We start from the raw sequence: 18,687 nt of genomic DNA on the forward strand, positions 1-18,687 counted from the left end.
AGAACCCGACGGAAGAGGCTATTGTGCTGGAGATCGAAGAAGAGAATGGGCTGATCCGGGTTAAAGCCGGGGGAACTCTAGAAAGCTCGGACTACGACCGCTTCGTACCCCTGTTCGAGCGCATTGCTGCGATCGAGCAGGGAACGGTGCCGATGGTCATCGAGCTCGCGCCGGATTTCTCGGGCTGGGACCTTGGCGGAATCTGGCGCGACCTCCGCTTCGACGTGATGCACAAGGACCAGTTCGGCCGTATCGCCATCATCGGCACAAGCGACTGGCACGAATGGGCCACCAAACTGTCCGACGTTCTCTTCCCGCCGGCTGAAACGCGCTTTTTCGATCCGGATGCCGAAGGGCGCGCCGAACGCTGGGCGCGGACCGGTGCCGAAGGCGAAAGGAACGCCGAATGAGCGAAACCGACCTAGACCTCGCCTCCGCCGACAAGCGCCGTACTCTGTGGATCGTGCTTTGGCTCAACGTCGCCATTGCAGTCGGCTTCTTCATCACCGGCGCGATAGGGGATTCCAATGCGCTGATTGCGAACGGCCTGGACAATACGTCCGACGCGGTCGTCTATGGGCTGACCTTATTCGCCCTCACCCGCTCGCGAGTGTGGAAGCGCGGGGCGGCGCGCGTTTCCGGTTTCATGCTCCTGATCTTTGCGGTCGGCGTCGTCCTCGATGCCATACGCCGTTTCCTCGAAGGATCGGAGCCTGCCGGCATAATGATGATGGCGATGGCTGCCGTCGCAGCGGTCGTTAACCTTCTCTCGCTCTATCTGCTCAAGAAGCTGCAGAACCGCGATGTCAATCTGCGCGCGGCCACAACCTTCAGTTTCAACGATTTCGTGGCCAACGGCGGCATTATCATTGCTGGCATCGTCGTGCTCTTCACCGGTGCCAACTGGCCCGACCTCGTTGTCGGCATCGCGGTTGCCTGCATTGCGCTGTATGGCGGTATCGAGATCCTCCGCGATGCGCACATGGACATTCACGAGGAGAAGGGCACCGAACACCGGGGGATCGGGAAAAAATGACAGCGGTCTGGGCAGCGGTTCTTCTCGCCGCCGTCTGGGCAGCGCACTGGGGCGCGGAGCGGCTGTCTGGGCCGCTCAAGAAGCTTCGCAAGCAATGGGGCTTTTCGGTTGCCGCGGGTGGCTCCTTTCTCGGCATCGCGGCAGCCTCGCCAGAAATTGGCATCAACGTCACGAGCGCGGCGCGCGGCGTCTCCGATATTGGACTGGGCGCGATGCTCGGCTCAAACGTCCTCGCCATCCCGCTGATGGTGGCGACAGCTTATGTCGCAACCCGCAAGTCGGGTCTGAAGGAATCGGGTAACAAGGACCACCAAGAGCACCGGCGAAAGCACTACGTCGCGGTCGACAAAGGTGCCGTCACCGTTCAGGCGCTACCCTACCTGGCGATCCTCGCGGTCTTCGCCCTGCTGACGCTGCCCGCCCCGTGGCGAGGCCTGCAACCGATCGACGGCTGGCTCCTGCTGCTCGCCTACCTGGCGTACCTCGTCCAGGCTCTGGTGCGCGGCTGCAAGCAAGGCGAGAATGTCGACTGGAGCCGCAAGGAACGGTGGATGGCGATCGCAGGCGTCAGCGCGCTTGCAGTCGGTGCCTATTTCACCGTTTTCTCCAGTGAGAAGATCATCGGCGCTCTCGGTATTCCCAACGTAGTCGGCGGTTTGTTCATCACCGCCACTGTCGCAGCTTTGCCCGAGGTCTTCGCAACGTGGAGCGTCGCCCGCTCCGGCCAGGTCACCTCGGCCAGCACCAGCGTGATCGGCGATCATGCGGTGACGATGACGCTCGCCTTCATACCGCTTACGATCATCGGTACGCCGATAGAGGACTTTCGCCTCTTCTGGGTCAGCTTGGCGTTTGTGGCGCTGATGCCTGTCCTCTATGCCATGTTCATCCACTTTTCGGGCGAGCAGGCGAGGGGTTTCCATCGCTGGACGATTTTCGGCTTCGCAGCCGCCTACGCGGCGTTCGTCGCGGTAGTCGTGTTTTGGGTGCAGCCGTTCCAAGGTTCGGGAGGCGGGGCATGAGCAGCGAACATCAGCAAGCCGGCGCCAGCTACGCCGGCCCGTCTCATCGCAGTGGAGCGCCGGGTAATCGGAAGCCTGACATCGCTGCGGCAGCGGGAGATGGCGCCGCCATGGTGTTCGCACTCAATGGTTTTGCCTGTCTGCACCGGGCTGGTTCGGAAAAGATCGTCACGTGACGATCATCGACACGGTTTTTGCGACACAAAGCCGGTCGCATGCCCTGCTCCTGTCGACGCTCGCCAGCGTCGGCTTGATCGTCGGGGCAGTATGGGCAGAGCGCGCCGCAGCGGAATTGCGCCGATATGACCTGCTCATGCCCGGCGTCTCGGGCGTTCTCTTTGCGCTCGTTGCCGTCACGATTATGCCATTTGCCGAGCTAACCGTCGGCCGGTGGCTCATCCCCTTCCTGTATCTGGCTGGCGCGGCAGCTTCTGTTATCCTGTGCACGGCAGCTCGGCATCTTGCACTTCGTCGCGCGAAGACGTCGAACAGAAGCGCTAAACAAAGCGGCCGCCAATCTGCTTTCGCCGAACGCTCCGTCTTCGCGATCGTCGATCTGCTTGGGTACGGCATGGCTATCGGCGTAGCAGCCGCCGCGTCGGCCACCTTGGGCATAGCTCTGGCGACTGGCCTTACTGCAGCAAATGTCCTTGTTTCCCGCCAGCTCACCGCCGGATTTCTGTCGGCGAAGATGGGGCGGATGGACCGCGTTGTATTGCAGGTTGGTCTCGTTCTGGTGCTCAATGTCTTCGCACTCCTGGCGTTCTGGACAGTGCACAGCTTCGGTAGCAACGGCCTGCCGGGGCTTGTTGCGTTCTTCGGAGGATTTCTCCTTGCTGCGGCGGCAAGAACCCTGCTCTCTCACGGGCAAGGGATTGCCGCGGGAAAGCAGGTAGGATCCGCTCTCGCCTTCCTGTGTGGTTTTGTCGCCTTCGCTCTGTTCGCCGTTGGACTTGGCGAGATTCTGGACGCTGCTGGTATCTCGAGCGCGGGCCTCGAGCATCCGGTGGAGCAATCGTCTGCTCAACCGAACACCCGTCAAGCGAGGGGATAGGGAAGCAACATGGGGCACTCCCACAATCACGGCGGCCACAGTCATGGCGAAGAGAACCTGAGCGATCGCCAGCTGATTTTCGCCGTGGCGATCAACGTTCTGCTGACGGTGGCGCAGATAATCGGCGGGATCGTGTCCGGTTCACTCGCGCTGATCGCGGACGCGCTGCACAATTTCAGCGATGCGGCTTCGCTCGGCCTCGCGTGGTTTGCGCGCCGGATCGGGCGGCGACCTGCGGACAAGCTTATGACGTTCGGCTATGCCCAAGGGGAAGTCGTTGCAGCGCTCATCAACCTGACCACGCTGCTCATCATCGGCTTTTACCTGCTCGTGGAGGCCATCAACCGGTTCGCCGATCCGCAGCCTGTTGAGGGCTGGACCGTCATTGGCGTGGCGGGAATTGCCTTGGTGATCGATCTCGTCACCGCCTTCATCACCCATCGCGGCGCACGCGACAGCATCAACATGAAGGCGGCGTTCCTTCACAACGTTTCTGACGCGATGGCCTCCGTCGGAGTAATTGCGGCAGGCGTCCTTATTCTCCTGTACGATTTCTACCTCGCGGACCTAATCATCACCGTAGTCATTGCTGGCTATGTTATCTGGCAGGGTCTGTCGCTGATGCCGAGGACGGTTCGCCTGCTGATGGGAGCGGTGCCCGATGAGGTCGAGTTCGATCAGATCGTTCGGACCTTGCAGGAGCACGATGGCGTCGCGGGCGTGCATCATGTGCATGTCTGGAACCTGGGGGAGCACCATCGCGCCCTTGAAGCACATCTCACTCCCTCCACGGCCTCGCTTCAGGCTTTCGAAGAACTCAAACAACCGTTACGAGGTGTGCTGCTGGAAAGGTTCGGCATTGCCCATGCAACGCTCGAGGCGTGCCTCGTGAGCGAATGTGACGATCAGCTGATACCGCCGCATCCATCTGCAAACGACCCCGACCACTGATCCACCGCGCAAGCAGCACGTCGAGCCCAGTGGTCGCGCTGCAGTCCCATCGCACCGGCGGGCTGACCAGCATGAGCGCTGCTAGAAGCGGCCCGATACTGACTGAGAGGGCGATGCCGACCGACGGCACGAACAGACCGAAAGCTACTGCCAGGACCGCAAGCAGCAGGAGATTGTTCGCAACACGGGCGAGCAGCTTCTGCATTCGATGTCTGGAATAATGCGCGGGCTGTGTACCGTCAGCCAGTGCGATGCTGGCCGAAGCGGCGCGAAAAAACTAAAAAGCTGTCCGAGGCTGGAGCTCGCTGGAAACAACCGCGCCCGGTCGGTTTGACTACAGCCGATGTCAAATCAGGTCGGACGATCTCTTCGTGATTACCATCTTTTCCGGACTCATGTCGGCCATTGTATATCCGACACCGCCTGTCCCGAGGCCGGAGTGCCGTCGCCCGGCAAAGGGCATCCAGTCGACCCGGAATGCGGTGTGGTCGTTGACCAGCACGGTGGAACCCGACAGCCGCTCGACGCAATGATCGGCGATGTGCAGTCGCTCGGTGAATACGGCGGCCTGAAACGAATACGGCAGCTCGTTCGCCTGGGCAATTGCTGCGTCGATACTGTCGTATCCGTAGACGCACACCACGGGTCCGAACACCTCCTCTCGCGAGACCTTGGCGTCGCGGGGCGGATCGACGAGAACGGCGGGATGATAGAGCGTCGGGCCGATGCGCTTCCCGCCTGCGGCCAGTCTGGCACCGCTCGCGACGGCGGCAGCGACCCAGGCTTCGACCCGGTCGACCTCGGCAGGGCGGATGAGAGGACCGCACTGCGTTTCCTCTTCAGTCGGATCTCCCACCCTCAGTGCCTCTGCGCCCGCAGCCAGCTCGGCAGCGAAATCCGGCAGTTCGGCGCGCGGAACGAACACCCGCTGGACCGAAACGCAGACCTGGCCAGAATGATAAAAACCCCCTTTCAGGAGCGACGGGATGACGTTTTCACGCGGTACGTTCTCATCGACGATGACCGGTGCCGCGCCCCCATGTTCCAGCGCGACGCGCGTACCGGGCGCGAGCCTGGAACGAAGCATCCAGCCTACTTTTGCTGACCCGATGAAGGAGAAGAACGCTGTTCGCGGATCCGTGACCATTTGCTCGGCGACATCGTTCGTGCAGGGTACGAAGCGGCACCATTGTTCGTCGAGACCTGCCTCGTAAAGGATTTCTACGAAGCTCTTGCAGGACAGGGGCGTATCCTTGGCCGGCTTCACCAGAACGGGGCACCCGGTCGCCACCGCGGGGCCCACCTGATGGGCGATCAGATTTAGCGGATGATTGAATGCCGAAATCGCGACCACAGGCCCGATCGGCTCTCGGAAGGTGTAGGCTCTGCGGCCTGCGCCGGCCTCGTTCAGGTCCATCGGAATCTGGCGCCCGCCGCTCGCGAACAATTCATGCACGCAGAGTTCGACGCTCTGTATGGCGCGGCTGGTTTCTGCACGGGCGTCGACAAGCGGTTTTCCGCCCTCGCGTGCAATCTGCATCGCAAGCGTTTCGGCACGCTCGCGCATGAGCGCGCCGGCGCGTTGCAAAATGGCAATCCGCTCATGAACCGGAATCCACGCCCGCCGGTCTTCGTGCAATGCGCGCGCCTCGTCGAGCCAGCGGTCGATCAGCGGCCACTCGACCAGGTCCACGCTGCCGATGCACTCCTGGTCGTAAGGGTTGAGGACCTGCCAAGTCATTGGGGGCATTCCATCGCGCTCAGCTCATCGATCAAAACTTTGCGGTTCTCGGAGTAATCTACCGGCAGATCCACGAGGTGAACGCCGCCGCTCTCGAACGCATCGTTCAGGGTCGGAACCAGTGCTTGGCTGCTGTCGATCCGGTGGCCCGTCGCGCCATAACTTTTCGCGTAAGTGACAAAATCCGGGTTCGCGAAGCTCAGGCCGTAATCGGGAAACCCAAGTTGCTCCTGCTTCCACCGGATCATCCCGTAGGCGGCATCATTCAGAATGAGCACAACCAGGTTGAGGCCAAGCCGGACCGCGGTTTCTACTTCCTGCGAATTCATCATGAACCCGCCATCGCCGCAAACCGCCAGCACGCGGCGCTCTGGCCAGAGCATCGCCGCCATCATGGCCGAAGACAGCCCGGCTCCCATCGTTGCCAGTGCGTTGTCGAGCAGAATGGTATTGGGCTCATGCGCGATGTAATTGCGGGCGAACCAAATCTTGTAGATGCCATTGTCGAGAGCGACGATGTCGTCCCGCCCCATGACCCGGCGCACATCGGCAACCACGCGCTGCGGTACGATCGGGAACCGTGTATCGTCACTGCCGCGACGGATATGCGCGGCAATTTCTTCGTGCACACCGGCATAAGCGGTCAGGTCGCACGGCTGCTTGCCGCGAAGCCGCTCTCCCAGACGCTCCACCGAACCGGCAATATCGCCGATAACCTCCAGCTGCGGAAAATAGACCTGGTCGACCTCGGCGGCCTTGTAATTGATGTGAATGACGGTTTGGCCGCCGGGCTCCATGAAGAAGGGCGGCTTTTCGACAACGTCATGGCCAATGTTGACGATCAGATCGGCGCGCTCGATGGCGCAATGAACATAGTCGTCCGAAGACAATGCCGCGGTGCCGAGATATAACGGACTCGCTTCATCGAGCACCCCTTTGCCCATCTGGGTGTCGAAGAACGGGAACTGGGTGTCGTCGACGAACTTGCGGAGTGCTTTGCAGGCGCTGCGCCGGTTGGCTCCGGCCCCTACCAGAAGGAGCGGGCGTTCGGCGGCCATTATGCGCTCGGCCGCTTCATCTATCGCGGCATCGCCCGCCACGGCATAGTGTCGCGTGTGAGGCGCAACGACCGCTTCGGAGGTCTCTTCCTTCGCAATATCCTCGGGCAACTCCAGCAGGACCGCACCGGGCCGCTCCTCCTGGGCTCTTCTGAAGCCCTCCCGCACCAGTGACGGGATGCGCTCGCCATTCACGATCTGCTTCGCCATCTTGCATAGAGGGGTGAAGAGCGCGACGACATCCACAATCTGAAACTGGGCCTGTTTCGAGACCTTGATGGGCTTCTGCCCGGTAATGATAACGAGGGGGAAAGCGCCCAGCGCAGCGTATGCGGCCGGGGTTGTAAGGTTGGTCGCCCCCGGTCCCAGCGTCGCCAGGCAGACGCCGGGTTTTCCGGTGAGGCGACCATATGTCGCTGCCATGAAACCGGCTCCCTGTTCATGGCGGGTGACGATCAATCTGATCGAAGATGTGCGAAGCGATTCAAGCAAATCCAAATTCTCCTCACCGGGCACGGCAAAGATATATTCAACTCCTTCGGCTTCCAGGGCGGCGACTAGGAGATCGGATGCTTTCATCAGCAAAGTCTTTCTTGCGTTGTTTGTTCGCAGGCCTGCTGCAGTAGCGTTCCGTTGTCTGGCTTGATGGGACACCAGCCACGAGCACAGGGGTAACCTTAACAGGCTCGTGCACCAATTGCGGAGAAGCCGCCATAAGCCGTGCGAGTAGATAACAACGATGCCGTTGGTTCACTGTTCCGCCAACGTCCGAGGACCGCTGCTTTAGCTCACGACTCGGGGCAAACCGCTCTGCTTGCGCCGATCCACGGCAGACGGCCTCTATCTGGTTCTCGACGCAAAGCTCGAGCCGTTGGCCTCCCTTCGATCGCAGCCGAACTCAGGCGCTTCAACGACGCTTATATGGATCTTCGTCCGAATGGCTGCTCGTCGGTCGAAGGCACCATATCATCGGACCGAAAGGAACGAGGGGGCAGGGCCCTGCGTTAAACGAGTGAGCGCGCCATAGCAGCGCAACCATTTGCCAAAAGGCCTAGGAGAGATGACGTGGAAATTCGCGAACTGATGACAAAGGATCCGGCATGCTGCAGCCCGTCAGCCAGTGTGAAGGAAGCGGCTTCGCTGATGGCAAGCAACGACTGCGGTCTAATTCCCGTGACCAACGCGGAAGGCGAGCTGGTCGGCGTCATTACCGATCGCGACATCGCTTGCCGCTGCGTTGCGGAAGGCAAATCTGCCGAAACCCTGGTCGAAGACATCATGTCCTCTTCACCCATCACAGTGACCATCGATGCCAGCGTTGCTGAATGCTGCAAAAAGATGGAAGACAATCAGGTTCGTCGCCTTCCGGTAGTCGACGATGCGGGCAGGTGCTGCGGGATCGTGTCACAAGCGGATATCGCGCGGCATGCTGGTGAGCATCAGACAGGCGATCTCGTGCGCGAAGTGTCGGAGCCGGCGCAATAGCTTGCTTTGGCGCATATGCTAAAAGCGCCTCGGCTTCGCAATTAAACGCTCGCGCATCTTTGCTGCCTCACGCTATTCAGCGTGAATCAGCGTTGATACCCTAGGCTTTAAGCGGTTCGGCTGGTTCAGGTGCGGATTGGCTTACAACAACTCTGGGTCTGCTCAATCTTCAGCCTGGCGAGGAATCCAGCACTGCGCGCAGATCGGAAGGAATTTCCAGGCGGGCAAAGGCGCTGACATCGCTTCGGCCGGTATTGCCGATGGGAAGTCGGCCCGTAAGATTGCCCAGCGGCGCAAGAGCCAGACGCGCGATCTGGCCACTCGCTTCGCCAGTCGCGCTGTCGAACGGCGAGGCCCAGCATTTTCCAGTGCGATTGGCAGTGGGGCCACAGCAGGGTCTGCGCGACGATGTGGGCGCGCTCCAGATGGTGCCATGCCCGCTCGAAGCGCCCCGAAACTTCTGCAAGGCTCGCAGCGCAGTATTCCTGAGTCAAAAAGACGGTCATGCGCGCGCGGGTGCTGTCATCCATGTGCCAGCTCCCGGCGCGCCTGTGTGAAGACCTCGCTGCTGCCCCAGATGGCGAGCCCGGCCATGATGCCCGCGACAAGCAAGTCGGGCCACGCCTGCCCGGTGCCAAACACGCCCAGCGCAGCGGCGAGCACGGCAATATTGCCCAGAGCGTCGTTACGTGAGCAGATCCAGACCGAACGCATGTTCGCATCTCCTTCTCGATAACGGAACAGCAGGAGGGCAACCGCCGCGTTGACCAGCAGCGCCAGCGTGCCGATGAGACCCATCGTCTGCGGCTCAGGGCTCGAGCCGACAGCCAGGCCATAAACCGCATAGCCGATCACCCACAGGCCGAAGGCGAGCATCGTGGCGGCCTTGAACAATGCCGCTTTCGCTCGCCAAGCCAGAGCCATGCCCGCAACACCGAGACTGATTGCGTAGTTGGCCGCATCGCCGATGAAATCGAGCGCATCGGCCTGGAGCGCGCGGGAATCGGCCGCGACACCGGCAACGATCTCCACCACGAACATGGCAGCGTTGGCGATCAGGGCGATCCACAAGATCAGCCGCCAGCGCGGATTGTTGTGCGCGCTCCGGTCAGTATCTGTCGTCTGGCAGCAGGACTTGCCCATGCCGCTCTCCTTGCAAGCTTCGAGTCGCAGGGACATATGCACCTTGTAGCAACTACAAGGTCAAGCGATGCGTATCGGCGAACTGGCAAAGGCCACCGGCACCAAGGCGGAGACGATCCGCTATTACGAGCGCGAAGGTATCCTGCCGACCGCGGATCGCACCGACAGCAACTATCGCGATTACTCGCAAGACCATCTGGCGGCGCTGACATTCGTGCGACGTGCGCGCGAACTCGGCTTCAGCATGGCGCAGGTGCGTGAACTGCTGGCGTTGTCCGATCACGACGACAAGCCTTGCGAGGACGTCGATCAGCTTGTCCGGCAACAGCTGAGGGAGATCGACGGCAAGATCGCCGATCTGACTGCGCTGCGTGAGGAACTGGGCCAGATGCTACTATCTTGTCAGGCGGACCGTATCGGCGCTTGCCGAATTGTAGAGAGCTTGAGTGCTTCGCGCGCCAGGCCATAGCCAGCGCCGAAGGTCGCTTCTCGAAACCTGCAAAGGCCTGGATGCATGGTAAGAGAGATTAACTGGCGGTCGATATGTCAATTTCGGACAGGAAAGCGCCAGCAATCTAGGTGGCTGAAGAATAGTGCCTGACTGCGAAATCGCCAAGCGAAGCGGATCGTTCGATGCTCAATGTGATGGGGCGTCCGCGATGGCACCGATGACCTGGCAATCGGCCATGCGGCCGCCGTCGCAGTTGGCGGCCACTCTCTCCAGCTCACGCCGCATCAGCATCAGACGAGACATCCTCGCTTCTACAGCGAGAAGATGACGGCGTGCGATCGCAGCCGCCGCTCCGCAATCGAGGTCCGGGTGCTCCGAGAGAGCAATCAGTGACTTCAGCTCCTCCGTTGAAAAACCAAGGTCACGCCCGTTCCGTATGAACTTCAGGCGCTTTACATCCGCTTCGCTATAGGTGCGGCGGCCGGAATCTGTGCGCGCCGCCTTCGGCATCAAGGCGATATCCTCGTAAAAGCGGATGGTGTTGACCTTGACGCCAGTGCGCCTCGCCAGCTCGCCGATCATCAGCATCGCCATAAGTCTTGATCCTCCAGTGACTGGAGGATGTATCCTGTGCCTTCTTGAGTCAATCGTCAGGAAGGCCGAATGGACCCCACGAACTTCACGCCGGCACTGGGCCGGCCAAAACTGACCGGCGCATACGATCTCGCCATTAGGCTGCTCACGCGCGAAATGACATGGCGCTCAGCCCTGCTCGACCAGCTCGCCCCCTCCGGGGACGATGTGATCCTGGACGTCGGCTGCGGCACCGGGACGTTCGCTTTGCTTATCAAGGAGGCGGTGCCGAACGCGCGAGTTGTCGGACTAGATCCGGATCCCGCGGTGCTGGAGATCGCCGCCGGCAAGGCATCTGCAGCGGGCATCGAGATCGACTGGCGGCAGGCGTTCGCGCATGAAGCGGATCGATATGGCGACCCCTTCACAAAGATCGTCTCGAGCCTTGTCTTCCATCAAGTGCCAATGGAGGAAAAGAGGCGCGGGATCGCAGCCATGGTCGGTGCGGTAAGGTCCGGCGGCGAAGTCCATATCGCCGACTATGCGCGACAGCGCTCCAGACTCATGCGCGCATTGTTCGGCTTGGTGCAGCGCTTGGACGGGTTTGAGAACACAGAACCGAACGCTCGCGGAGCAATGGAAGCGATCCTCGCTGATCTCGAGCCTGACAGCGGCCGCCCGCGCCGGGTCGTCCGCACGCCGACGGGGGAGATCAGCCTGTTTCGCCTCAAAGTAGGACCTGCGTTGCAAAAGAGGCTTGCTCCTCCAGTGACTGGAGGTTCTAGAGAGGCGTCATGACAGAATCGAAAGGAGAAACCGGCTGCGGCTGCCACGGGGATACAAATAGAGCTGCCGTCGATCCCGCCTATCGCCGCGCGCTCTGGATTGTCGTCATCCTCAATGCCGGGTTCGGGATCATTGAACTGTTTGGCGGCTTCCTTGCGAATAGCCAGGCACTGAAGGCGGATTCGCTCGATTTCCTGGGCGACGGGTCGATCACCTTTATCGGGCTGCTCGCGCTGGCCTGGGCCGCGTCCACTCGCGCGAAGGTTGCACTCACCCAAGGCTTATTCCTCGCGTTGCTCGGTGTATGGGTGCTCGGGATGGCCGCATGGCGCGCGATGAACGCCGTCGCGCCCGAAGCGGAGCTGATGGGCGGCATCGGGATCGCGGCTCTGGCTGTTAACGTCACGGCTGCTCTCGTCCTGGCCCGCTTCCGGGATAGCGGCGATGCCCAAGCACGAGCAATTTGGCTGTTCTCGCGCAACGATGCGATCAACAATGTCGCGGTCGTCATAGCCGCCGGCCTGGTCTACTGGCTGCAGAGCGCTTGGCCGGATCTAATCGTCGCAGCCATCATCGCCGTCGTCTTCCTTCACTCGGCCTGGGAGATCATCCGTGGCGCCAGGCGGGAGCTTGCGGAGGAACGATGAGGCTCAGAAGACCCTTCGCGCCGGAGCCTGAACCTGCAGCTCGTCTGCGCTGCAACACGTGCGACGATCATGTCTTTTCGTACCAACAGCCATGCGAGATTGACAGTTAGAAGCCGTCGATAGCGACCGCGCTGGGACTTTGGCGAACAGCTCGCATGCCGAGCTGCGCCGGCTGGACCGCAGCTGCGTGACCTTGGCTCTGGCCGACCCTTTGCAATTGATTATCAGTCGCATCGAATATAAGAGCTTTCCATGCCCGATCGCAGTTTGCCTTCCTGGGGCCGCAATGGCCGAGTGCTTGTCCTCATCGTTGTTCTCCTCCTAAGCGTTGTGGCTTCTGGCGCAGCGCGCGCTGGCGCACCCGGAGTCGCGACTACCTGGCGAATGCTTGACTATGTGGCTGTCGACTACGGCGCAGCGGTTACCGACGGTAAGGTGTCCAACCAGTTCGAATACGACGAGATGATCGAGTTCTCTGCGTCGGTCGCCGAGCGGATCGGCAGCCTTCCGGCCAGTCGGAACAAGAGCGTTCTCCAGGAACGCGCCAGAGAATTGAGGGAAGCCATTGCGCGCAAGCGGCCGGCCGGCGAAGTCGCGCAACTGGCACGCGGTCTTGCGGCCGCCCTGCTCGCGGAGCACCCGGTCCCGCTCGCCCCCAGCGAGGCGCCTGACCTGACGCGGGCAACGACTTTGTTCGCCCAGAACTGCGCCTCGTGCCACGGAGCGGCTGGCGAGTCTCCGCCGTCGCAGCTGATGAATATCGATCCCCCTCCGATCGACTTCACCGATCAGGAGCGCGCGCAGGAGCGCAGCGCGTTCGGGCTCTACCAGGTCATCACCCAGGGTCTTGAAGGCACGACCATGCCGAGCTTTGCTTCCCTCCAGGATCAGGATCGATGGGCGCTGGCCCTCTACGCTGGCGGCATAGCCTTCCCGCACGAAGCAGAAGGCCAGCGCATCTGGGAGGAGAACGCCGAGATCCGCCGTCTCGTACCTGATCTCGAAGCGCTGGTCGCCCTGACACCAGCGGCGTTGGCGCAGCAGATCGGGGAGGACCGGGCATTTGCCGTCATGGCTTACCTGCGAGCCAATTCGCAGGTTATGGAGACGGCCGAAGGCTCGGGGTCACTGGATTTTGTTCGCCAGAAACTGCGCGAAAGCCTTGCGGCATACAAGCGGGGGGACCGCGCACAGGCCAATGAACTTGCCCTCTCCGCCTATCTCGATGGATTCGAACCGCTTGAAGCGGTTCTGTCTACCCGCGACGGAGATCTGATGCTGCAGGTTGAGCAAGCGCTTAGCGGCTTTCGCGCGAGCATCAACTCGGGTGTTCGGCCAGGGGAATTGCGCAGCCAGCTCACAGACCTATATCCGCTTTTGGACCGCGCGGAGACCGCCTTGTCGCCCGAAGCGGCGACAGACATTTCGACGTTCCTCGGCGCCTTCACGATCCTGCTGCGCGAGGGGCTCGAGGCGCTGCTGGTGGTGATAGCAATGATTGCGTTTGTCCGGAAGTCGGAGCGAACCGAGGTCATGCCCTACGTCCACGGTGGGTGGATTGCTGCCCTGCTCGCCGGTGTGGCCACCTGGGCCGTTGCAACCTACTTCGTGACCATAAGCGGCGCCAGCCGTGAGCTTACCGAAGGGTTTGGCGCGCTACTGGCGGCCGTGGTGCTCGTCTCGGTCGGCATCTGGATGCACGGGAAAAGCCAAGCCGACGAGTGGCGGCGGTACATCCAGGAAAAGATGGGCAAGGCTCTTTCGCGCCGGTCTGCCTGGTTCCTGTTCGGGCTCGCCTTCGTGGTGGTCTACCGCGAAGTATTCGAGACGATTTTGTTCTACGCGGCCTTGTGGAATCCTCAGAACAGCGGGACCATTCTTGCCGGTGCGCTGTCGGCACTCGTCGTTCTCGCGGTCCTCGCCTGGATCATGCTCCGCTACAGCCGGAAACTCCCAATTACCCAGTTCTTCAGGTACAGTGCGTGGCTCATCGCGGTCCTCGCCGTTGTACTCGCCGGCAAGGGAGTGGGCGCGCTTCAAGAAGCGGGAATGCTGGGCGTAACCCTCCTCGAAGGTCTCCCACGGGTCGATTTGATTGGGTTCTATCCTGCCGTCGAGCCGATCGCTGCGCAGGTGATCACCGCAGGAGTCCTGTTTTTCGGGTTTCGGAGCAGTGGAGGCCAGCGAAGAACTGCCGCGATGCAGGTCTAGTCAAGAAGATGGAATGGCAGCGCTCGGTACATCGTTGCCAGCTTGGCCCTTGTTAATCTGAGCGCACAGGCTCGTTGCCTGGAGGATCACTTTGGATCCACGCCGTGTCGCGATGTATTTCCTCTGTTGAGGCGTGCAGCAGCCATGGGTTGGCGCGTTACAAAAGAAGGGAAAAGCGACGCCGAGTCCCTAGTTCACTCCCATCCTGCGCGTCGTCCACAGTGCCACTGTAGGAACGGTGATCCACATGGCCACCGGGACCGCACCGATATCTATGATGGGCACGGCTGGCATGGCCGGACCGTAGGTCCACCCCCAGTCGCATCGCACGGCCAGCATCTCAATGGCCGCCGTGACGCTGAGGCCAATGATCAGATAGGCGACGAAGCGGGAAACCGGCCACGCGAGCAACCAGGGAGTCTTTCCGCTGCCGATCGAAGCGCCGAGATACGCTCTCACCATGATTCCGGCGTAGCCCAGCGCTGCAAGCGCGCTGCGACGCGCAGCCCCGGCAGGACTAAGATTGCCGGTCTCATGGAAGGGAAGCTGCAGCATTTCCCCATGCGAAGGCGATGAGCACTCCGGATATGGCGAGCCAAAGAGCGGGATGCGCGCCGCGCTAGGTCTTTCGCTTCGTATCTCGGGCGCTGCGGTCCAGAGCTAATGTCTCCTGTTCAAGTGTTCTGACAAGTGCGCGGGAGGTCGATCCCCGATCTCTGTGCTGTTTGTACAAGCATCTTAAACGACGAAGCGATCCCAGCTCCCGTAATGCTCGTCGCTCCGGCGGCCTCTCGGCAGGCTCAATCCTATCAGCAATGCTCCGAGCACAGCACCAATGATGTCGCTCATGATGCTGGTGCTTCCGTCCATCAGCCAGGGAGCCGAAATCAGCCAGAGGCCAAACGCAATGTTCAGAAAACGCAGCGGTCTTGCGACTTCCGCCATCGCTATCACCGCAACCGTGATGACGAGCGCCCCCACCACATGATCGCTGTCGGCGAGAGGTGGTTCTGTGCCGAGAACGAGCCTTGAAAACATCAGGAAAGCGCCGATCAGCACACTGATGGCTAGTGTCCAAGGGATCGTGACGCCGCGCGCCGCAGAGCTGCCGATCGAGGCGAGCGCCGCATCGAAGCCGGGATGGGTATCCTTGCTTCCACCCGGCAGCGCGTCGCCGCGGAAGAACGATCGCCAGAACGGTCGCCCGCGCCGTGTGTTCAGAACGAGGAACTGGCCCATCGCGACCAGCTCATCGAGCGAATAGGGGATCATGATCAGCATCGCGGCGGCCGCCATGAGGCAGATCGTGCAATAGGTTCCGATCATGATCGGCTGGATGATGATGAAGTAGATGCTGATCACGCCCAGCGGCACCACGACGATGCCGAACAGCGTCACCATCCACGGCATGGTCCGCCAGCGGGCGCGACCGCCCATCACCCCCATCAGGATCTCGAACATGTAGCTCATCGCGCCGATACCACCGTCGGCCACCGGCCAGGCTTTGGATACGTCCGACGTGATGATGTATTCGGTGCCGTTGAGCGCAGTGGACGAAGCGAAAAAGGGCTCCCACACGCCGTCGATATGGCCAAGCTGATACGCCGTGAGAATGCGCGACAGGAAGAACCCGACAGCCCCCAGGATGATGATCGGCATGCGCTGGACATAGGTCGAAGGCGAATAGGTCCAGCCCGGCGGCACGTCGCTGTCGTCCATCATGCCCTCCGGCGCCATGCCCGGCATCATCGGCACCAGGATGGTGAAAGCGATCACCAGCGCGCCGATGAAGGTGTCGTTGGCATAGACGGCCGCATCGGGCGTCCAGAACAGCAGCGGGGCGCCGAGCAGCCAGATGCCGATGCAGGTATTCGCCCATTGCGCCCAGCCTCCGCGCGGCGAGAGCGAGATGGCCGCAAAGACCATGATCAAGATCCCGCTCACGACATCGTTCCAGGCTGTCAGCCAGCTCCGCAGCGCCGGATCCCAGAGATTGCGATCCTCGGTTACACGCATGACGGCGGAGGCGAATTCGCTCTGGTCGAAGGTTCCGAAGACAAAGGGTGTGGTCGCGAGCCAGAGGCCGAGCGCCATGGTCAGCCAACGGACCCACAGCATGCTGAAGTGCATTTTGCGCATATGGCTGGAATGGTCCGCCAACACGTCCTCACCCAGTACGCGAGGCCTTGCCTCTTCGGCGTCGTCGAAATTGCTGCCGGCGACCCGCGCGGCATTCAGCTTGTTCTCGCGGTACCAGGCGGGGGGATCGGCATTGAGGCCTTCGACGATCCGCGGCAGCGCGGTTCTCAGCTGATGTTGCGGTGTCCAGTCCAGCTTTTCTCGCGCGTTGCTCAGATCGAGTTCGTAGTGATCGTCCGAAATGTCGACCATCCAGGGCCGGATGAAGGTCTCCTCGCCGAGCACTTCGTTTTCGACCCAAGCCCCCGTCTTGGCCAAACCCTTCGGGACCGAGCGGGTCGTCCAGTCCTCGTCGTGGATCAGGCGACCCAGCGCCTTTTGCAGATCGCCGTATGACATCACGTCGTCTTCGCCGAGAAGGACGGGCCATTCCTCCGGCAAGTCGCCTCGGCGGTCGACGATCCGCTCTAACGCATCGAGCAGGTCATCGAGATGCAGATAGGGCTGGCCAGTGTCGAGATCGCCGGGATAGACGCGGGCGCTGGGTCGCTTCTCGTAGATGCGTGCGACCTGCTGTGCGAGGAACGCAGAATGGCCTTCGTCGTCGTAGACGCCCGCAGGCCGTACGAAGACCGCATTGATGTCGCCGCGCTGCTTGCGGATCAGTTGCTCCGTACGGACCTTCGATTCCCGGTAGGGGAGGTGCGTATCAAGCGGCGAGGTCTCGTCGATCAGCTTGCCGCGCTCGACCGGCGCGTGGACCAGCATCGTGCTGACAAACACGAACTGGTCGATATCGAAATCCTGCAGCGCATCGAGCAGCCGGCCAGTCCCCTTGACCGTCACTTCGTCATATTTGGAATTGGGTTCGCCTGTGAGATCGAAGTACGCGGCCAGATGAATGAAGGAGGCAATTCTGGAGCCATAGGCAATGCGAACGCGTTCGAAGGCCGCATCGATGCTCGCCTGGTCGGTGACATCGACACAAACGCACTCGGCTTCCGCCGGCGGGTGCGGCGACGCATCGCGATCGAAGCCGATCACGCGATAGCGGGCTGCGAGTCTTTTTACGATCGAGGAGCCTATGTAGCCGCTCGAACCTGTAACTATAACGACAGGTCTGTAGGAACTTTCATTCAAGATGTGATCCTTCCTCCGACTTTCTGCGACGCGCGGTCTTCCCCTTTATACCATAGCGCTAGCAGCTAGAGCACGCACGGGGACTGCGGGCGTTCCTTCTGCTACGGATTGACGGCCTGTTTCCTCTCAAATGGCATGGCTTTTCGGGACCGGCTTCGGCATGTGCTTCGTCTCGAGGCCACCTTGGCGCTTCGGTCCAAGGTGAGGGTCCACTCCGCTGGGCGATTGGACAAACCGCCGCAGACGGCCAACGGGTTGTCCTTCAAACCGGAACCGAGCGCGATGGCGCTTCATTCTCTTGTCGTATCCAAACTCGAATTTCTGAAAAGCAGGAGACACGACATGCAAGCGCAAGACGTAATGACCGCTAATCCCGCATGCTGCCGGCGTTCGAGCAGCGTAAAAGAGGCAGCGAGTCTCATGGTTGATAACGATTGCGGCGAAATCCCTGTCGTCGATGACGAAGGCTCACTCGTCGGCGTGGTCACCGATCGCGACATCGCCTGCCGCTGCGTCGCACAGGGCAAGGGTTCCGACACTCCGGTCGAGGAAGTCATGTCGGCTTCCCCCGTGACGGTGGGGCCAGAGGCAAGCGTGGACGAATGCTGCAGCAAGATGGAGGCGAACCAGATCCGCCGCCTTCCCGTTGTCGATCGCGAAGGAAAGTGCTGCGGCATCGTTTCGCAGGCCGACATCGCACGTCACGCCGATAAAAAGGAAACCGGCGATCTCGTGCGGGAGGTTTCGGAACCAACGCTTTAAGCCGCGAGCGCCGGCTGCTGCTGAGAGAGATTTAACGCTGCAAGCGTTCGAGCGCATGGCGCAGGCGGTCGGCCGACTTGCACTTGGCTGGTAGCCGGACTATCTGCCTTGAGTGAGATTTCTTCGCGCCCTGACACTTATATTTTTCAGCTTCGGCCTGTTCGTCCAGGTTGCGGCCCAGGCGGCTGTTCCGCAGAGCGAGCCGGCGGAGATGACGGAATGCGCCGAAATGGCGCAGGCGTCAGCTGAGCATGGCATGGGCAGCCAGGGTGAATCCGATCGCAAAGGGCCTTGCCCGGACATGACGCTCGACTGTCTTGTCGCCATGAATTGCCTGCCGCCGCTGGCGCTTTCAGGTGGTGGTTCAATGCAGGCAGCGCCGTTCCCGGCCGCCGCATCTTATCTCAACCGCGACGCTGTTCGGCTCGTAAGCGAACCGATGCGGCCGGAGTCGCCGCCTCCACAAACCAGCCTCACCGTCTAGTTTT

General features: G+C 61.3%; 19 protein-coding genes and 1 pseudogene. 13 read left to right on the top strand and 7 right to left on the bottom strand.

Annotation, left to right across the window (positions count from 1 at the left end):
- The first annotated feature begins 23 nt into the window (after positions 1 to 23).
- Genes H7V21_RS10735 through H7V21_RS10760 form a run of 6 tightly spaced genes read left to right on the top strand, consistent with a single transcriptional unit; the run spans position 24 to position 4,063 of the window.
- On the top strand, positions 24 to 410 hold the full coding sequence (locus H7V21_RS10735; RefSeq protein WP_188053726.1) for an STAS/SEC14 domain-containing protein: 387 nt from the start codon (positions 24 to 26) through the stop codon (positions 408 to 410).
- Entirely contained in the window at positions 407 to 1,036 is a 630-nt protein-coding gene (locus H7V21_RS10740) for a cation diffusion facilitator family transporter (RefSeq protein ID WP_188053728.1), read from the top strand. Before H7V21_RS10735 ends, H7V21_RS10740 begins: the two co-directional genes overlap by 4 nt.
- Positions 1,033 to 2,058, top strand: coding sequence for a sodium:calcium antiporter (locus H7V21_RS10745; protein ID WP_188053730.1), 1,026 nt, complete (start codon positions 1,033 to 1,035; stop codon positions 2,056 to 2,058). The genes H7V21_RS10740 and H7V21_RS10745 overlap by 4 nt, the downstream gene beginning before the upstream one ends.
- Complete coding sequence (locus tag H7V21_RS10750; protein WP_188053732.1) at positions 2,055 to 2,234, top strand: hypothetical protein; 180 nt, start codon at positions 2,055 to 2,057, stop codon at positions 2,232 to 2,234. Before H7V21_RS10745 ends, H7V21_RS10750 begins: the two co-directional genes overlap by 4 nt.
- The gene (locus tag H7V21_RS10755; protein WP_188053734.1) at positions 2,231 to 3,112 is read left to right on the top strand and encodes a hypothetical protein; all 882 of its coding nucleotides are present in this window, start codon (positions 2,231 to 2,233) and stop codon (positions 3,110 to 3,112) included. Before H7V21_RS10750 ends, H7V21_RS10755 begins: the two co-directional genes overlap by 4 nt.
- A 9-nt stretch (positions 3,113 to 3,121) precedes the next feature.
- Positions 3,122 to 4,063: a cation diffusion facilitator family transporter gene (locus H7V21_RS10760; protein WP_188053735.1), complete on the top strand. Its 942-nt coding sequence runs from the start codon at positions 3,122 to 3,124 to the stop codon at positions 4,061 to 4,063.
- 346 nt (positions 4,064 to 4,409) lie between these two features.
- Here the strand turns inward: H7V21_RS10760 and H7V21_RS10765 are convergent, their stop codons facing one another.
- Together H7V21_RS10765 and H7V21_RS10770 are read right to left on the bottom strand one after the other, a co-directional pair.
- Entirely contained in the window at positions 4,410 to 5,804 is a 1,395-nt protein-coding gene (locus H7V21_RS10765) for an aldehyde dehydrogenase family protein (protein WP_188053737.1), read from the bottom strand.
- A complete protein-coding gene (locus H7V21_RS10770) occupies positions 5,801 to 7,441 on the bottom strand; it encodes an acetolactate synthase large subunit (RefSeq protein WP_188053739.1) in 1,641 nt (546 codons plus the stop codon). The genes H7V21_RS10765 and H7V21_RS10770 overlap by 4 nt, the downstream gene beginning before the upstream one ends.
- Before the next feature lie 486 nt (positions 7,442 to 7,927).
- Here H7V21_RS10770 and H7V21_RS10775 point away from each other — a divergent pair, with 486 nt between their 5' ends.
- Positions 7,928 to 8,347, top strand: coding sequence for a CBS domain-containing protein (locus H7V21_RS10775; protein WP_188053741.1), 420 nt, complete (start codon positions 7,928 to 7,930; stop codon positions 8,345 to 8,347).
- A 169-nt stretch (positions 8,348 to 8,516) separates the two neighbouring features.
- Here H7V21_RS10775 and H7V21_RS10780 read toward each other — a convergent pair.
- Positions 8,517 to 8,877: pseudogene (locus H7V21_RS10780) on the bottom strand (DUF3703 domain-containing protein).
- Positions 8,870 to 9,490 carry a cation transporter gene (locus H7V21_RS10785; protein WP_188053743.1) on the bottom strand — a complete coding sequence of 207 codons (621 nt, stop codon included), beginning with the start codon at positions 9,488 to 9,490 and terminating at the stop codon, positions 8,870 to 8,872. Before H7V21_RS10785 ends, H7V21_RS10780 begins: the two are co-directional and overlap by 8 nt.
- A 67-nt stretch (positions 9,491 to 9,557) precedes the next feature.
- On the opposite strand from H7V21_RS10785, the gene H7V21_RS10790 reads away from it, so the two are divergent.
- The gene (locus tag H7V21_RS10790) at positions 9,558 to 9,959 is read left to right on the top strand and encodes a MerR family transcriptional regulator (protein ID WP_188053745.1); all 402 of its coding nucleotides are present in this window, start codon (positions 9,558 to 9,560) and stop codon (positions 9,957 to 9,959) included.
- 168 nt (positions 9,960 to 10,127) lie between these two features.
- Here the strand turns inward: H7V21_RS10790 and H7V21_RS10795 are convergent, their stop codons facing one another.
- The gene (locus tag H7V21_RS10795; protein WP_223177013.1) at positions 10,128 to 10,535 is read right to left on the bottom strand and encodes a MerR family transcriptional regulator; all 408 of its coding nucleotides are present in this window, start codon (positions 10,533 to 10,535) and stop codon (positions 10,128 to 10,130) included.
- A gap of 69 nt (positions 10,536 to 10,604) precedes the next feature.
- Between H7V21_RS10795 and H7V21_RS10800 the strand changes: the two genes are divergently transcribed.
- The 3 genes from H7V21_RS10800 to H7V21_RS10810 all read left to right on the top strand — a co-directional run bounded on the left by H7V21_RS10800 (position 10,605) and on the right by H7V21_RS10810 (position 14,158).
- Positions 10,605 to 11,312, top strand: a complete 708-nt coding sequence (locus H7V21_RS10800; RefSeq protein WP_188053747.1) for a class I SAM-dependent methyltransferase — start codon at positions 10,605 to 10,607, stop codon at positions 11,310 to 11,312.
- Positions 11,309 to 11,947, top strand: a complete 639-nt coding sequence (locus tag H7V21_RS10805; RefSeq protein WP_188053749.1) for a cation transporter — start codon at positions 11,309 to 11,311, stop codon at positions 11,945 to 11,947. The genes H7V21_RS10800 and H7V21_RS10805 overlap by 4 nt, the downstream gene beginning before the upstream one ends.
- A gap of 252 nt (positions 11,948 to 12,199) precedes the next feature.
- Positions 12,200 to 14,158, top strand: a complete 1,959-nt coding sequence (locus H7V21_RS10810) for an FTR1 family protein (protein ID WP_188053751.1) — start codon at positions 12,200 to 12,202, stop codon at positions 14,156 to 14,158.
- A gap of 189 nt (positions 14,159 to 14,347) precedes the next feature.
- On the opposite strand, the gene H7V21_RS10815 is transcribed toward H7V21_RS10810, so the two are convergent.
- On the bottom strand, positions 14,348 to 14,713 hold the full coding sequence (locus H7V21_RS10815; protein WP_188053753.1) for a hypothetical protein: 366 nt from the start codon (positions 14,711 to 14,713) through the stop codon (positions 14,348 to 14,350).
- A 183-nt stretch (positions 14,714 to 14,896) separates the two neighbouring features.
- The gene (locus H7V21_RS10820; protein WP_223177014.1) at positions 14,897 to 17,437 is read right to left on the bottom strand and encodes an NAD-dependent epimerase/dehydratase family protein; all 2,541 of its coding nucleotides are present in this window, start codon (positions 17,435 to 17,437) and stop codon (positions 14,897 to 14,899) included.
- A gap of 342 nt (positions 17,438 to 17,779) precedes the next feature.
- Here H7V21_RS10820 and H7V21_RS10825 point away from each other — a divergent pair, with 342 nt between their 5' ends.
- A complete protein-coding gene (locus H7V21_RS10825) occupies positions 17,780 to 18,199 on the top strand; it encodes a CBS domain-containing protein (RefSeq protein WP_188053755.1) in 420 nt (139 codons plus the stop codon).
- Positions 18,200 to 18,311: 112 nt separating this feature from the next.
- The gene (locus H7V21_RS10830) at positions 18,312 to 18,683 is read left to right on the top strand and encodes a hypothetical protein (protein WP_188053757.1); all 372 of its coding nucleotides are present in this window, start codon (positions 18,312 to 18,314) and stop codon (positions 18,681 to 18,683) included.
- The last annotated feature ends 4 nt before the right edge of the window (positions 18,684 to 18,687 follow it).

Source organism: Sphingosinithalassobacter sp. CS137, from assembly GCF_014334115.1.
Lineage (GTDB): Bacteria > Pseudomonadota > Alphaproteobacteria > Sphingomonadales > Sphingomonadaceae > Sphingomonas.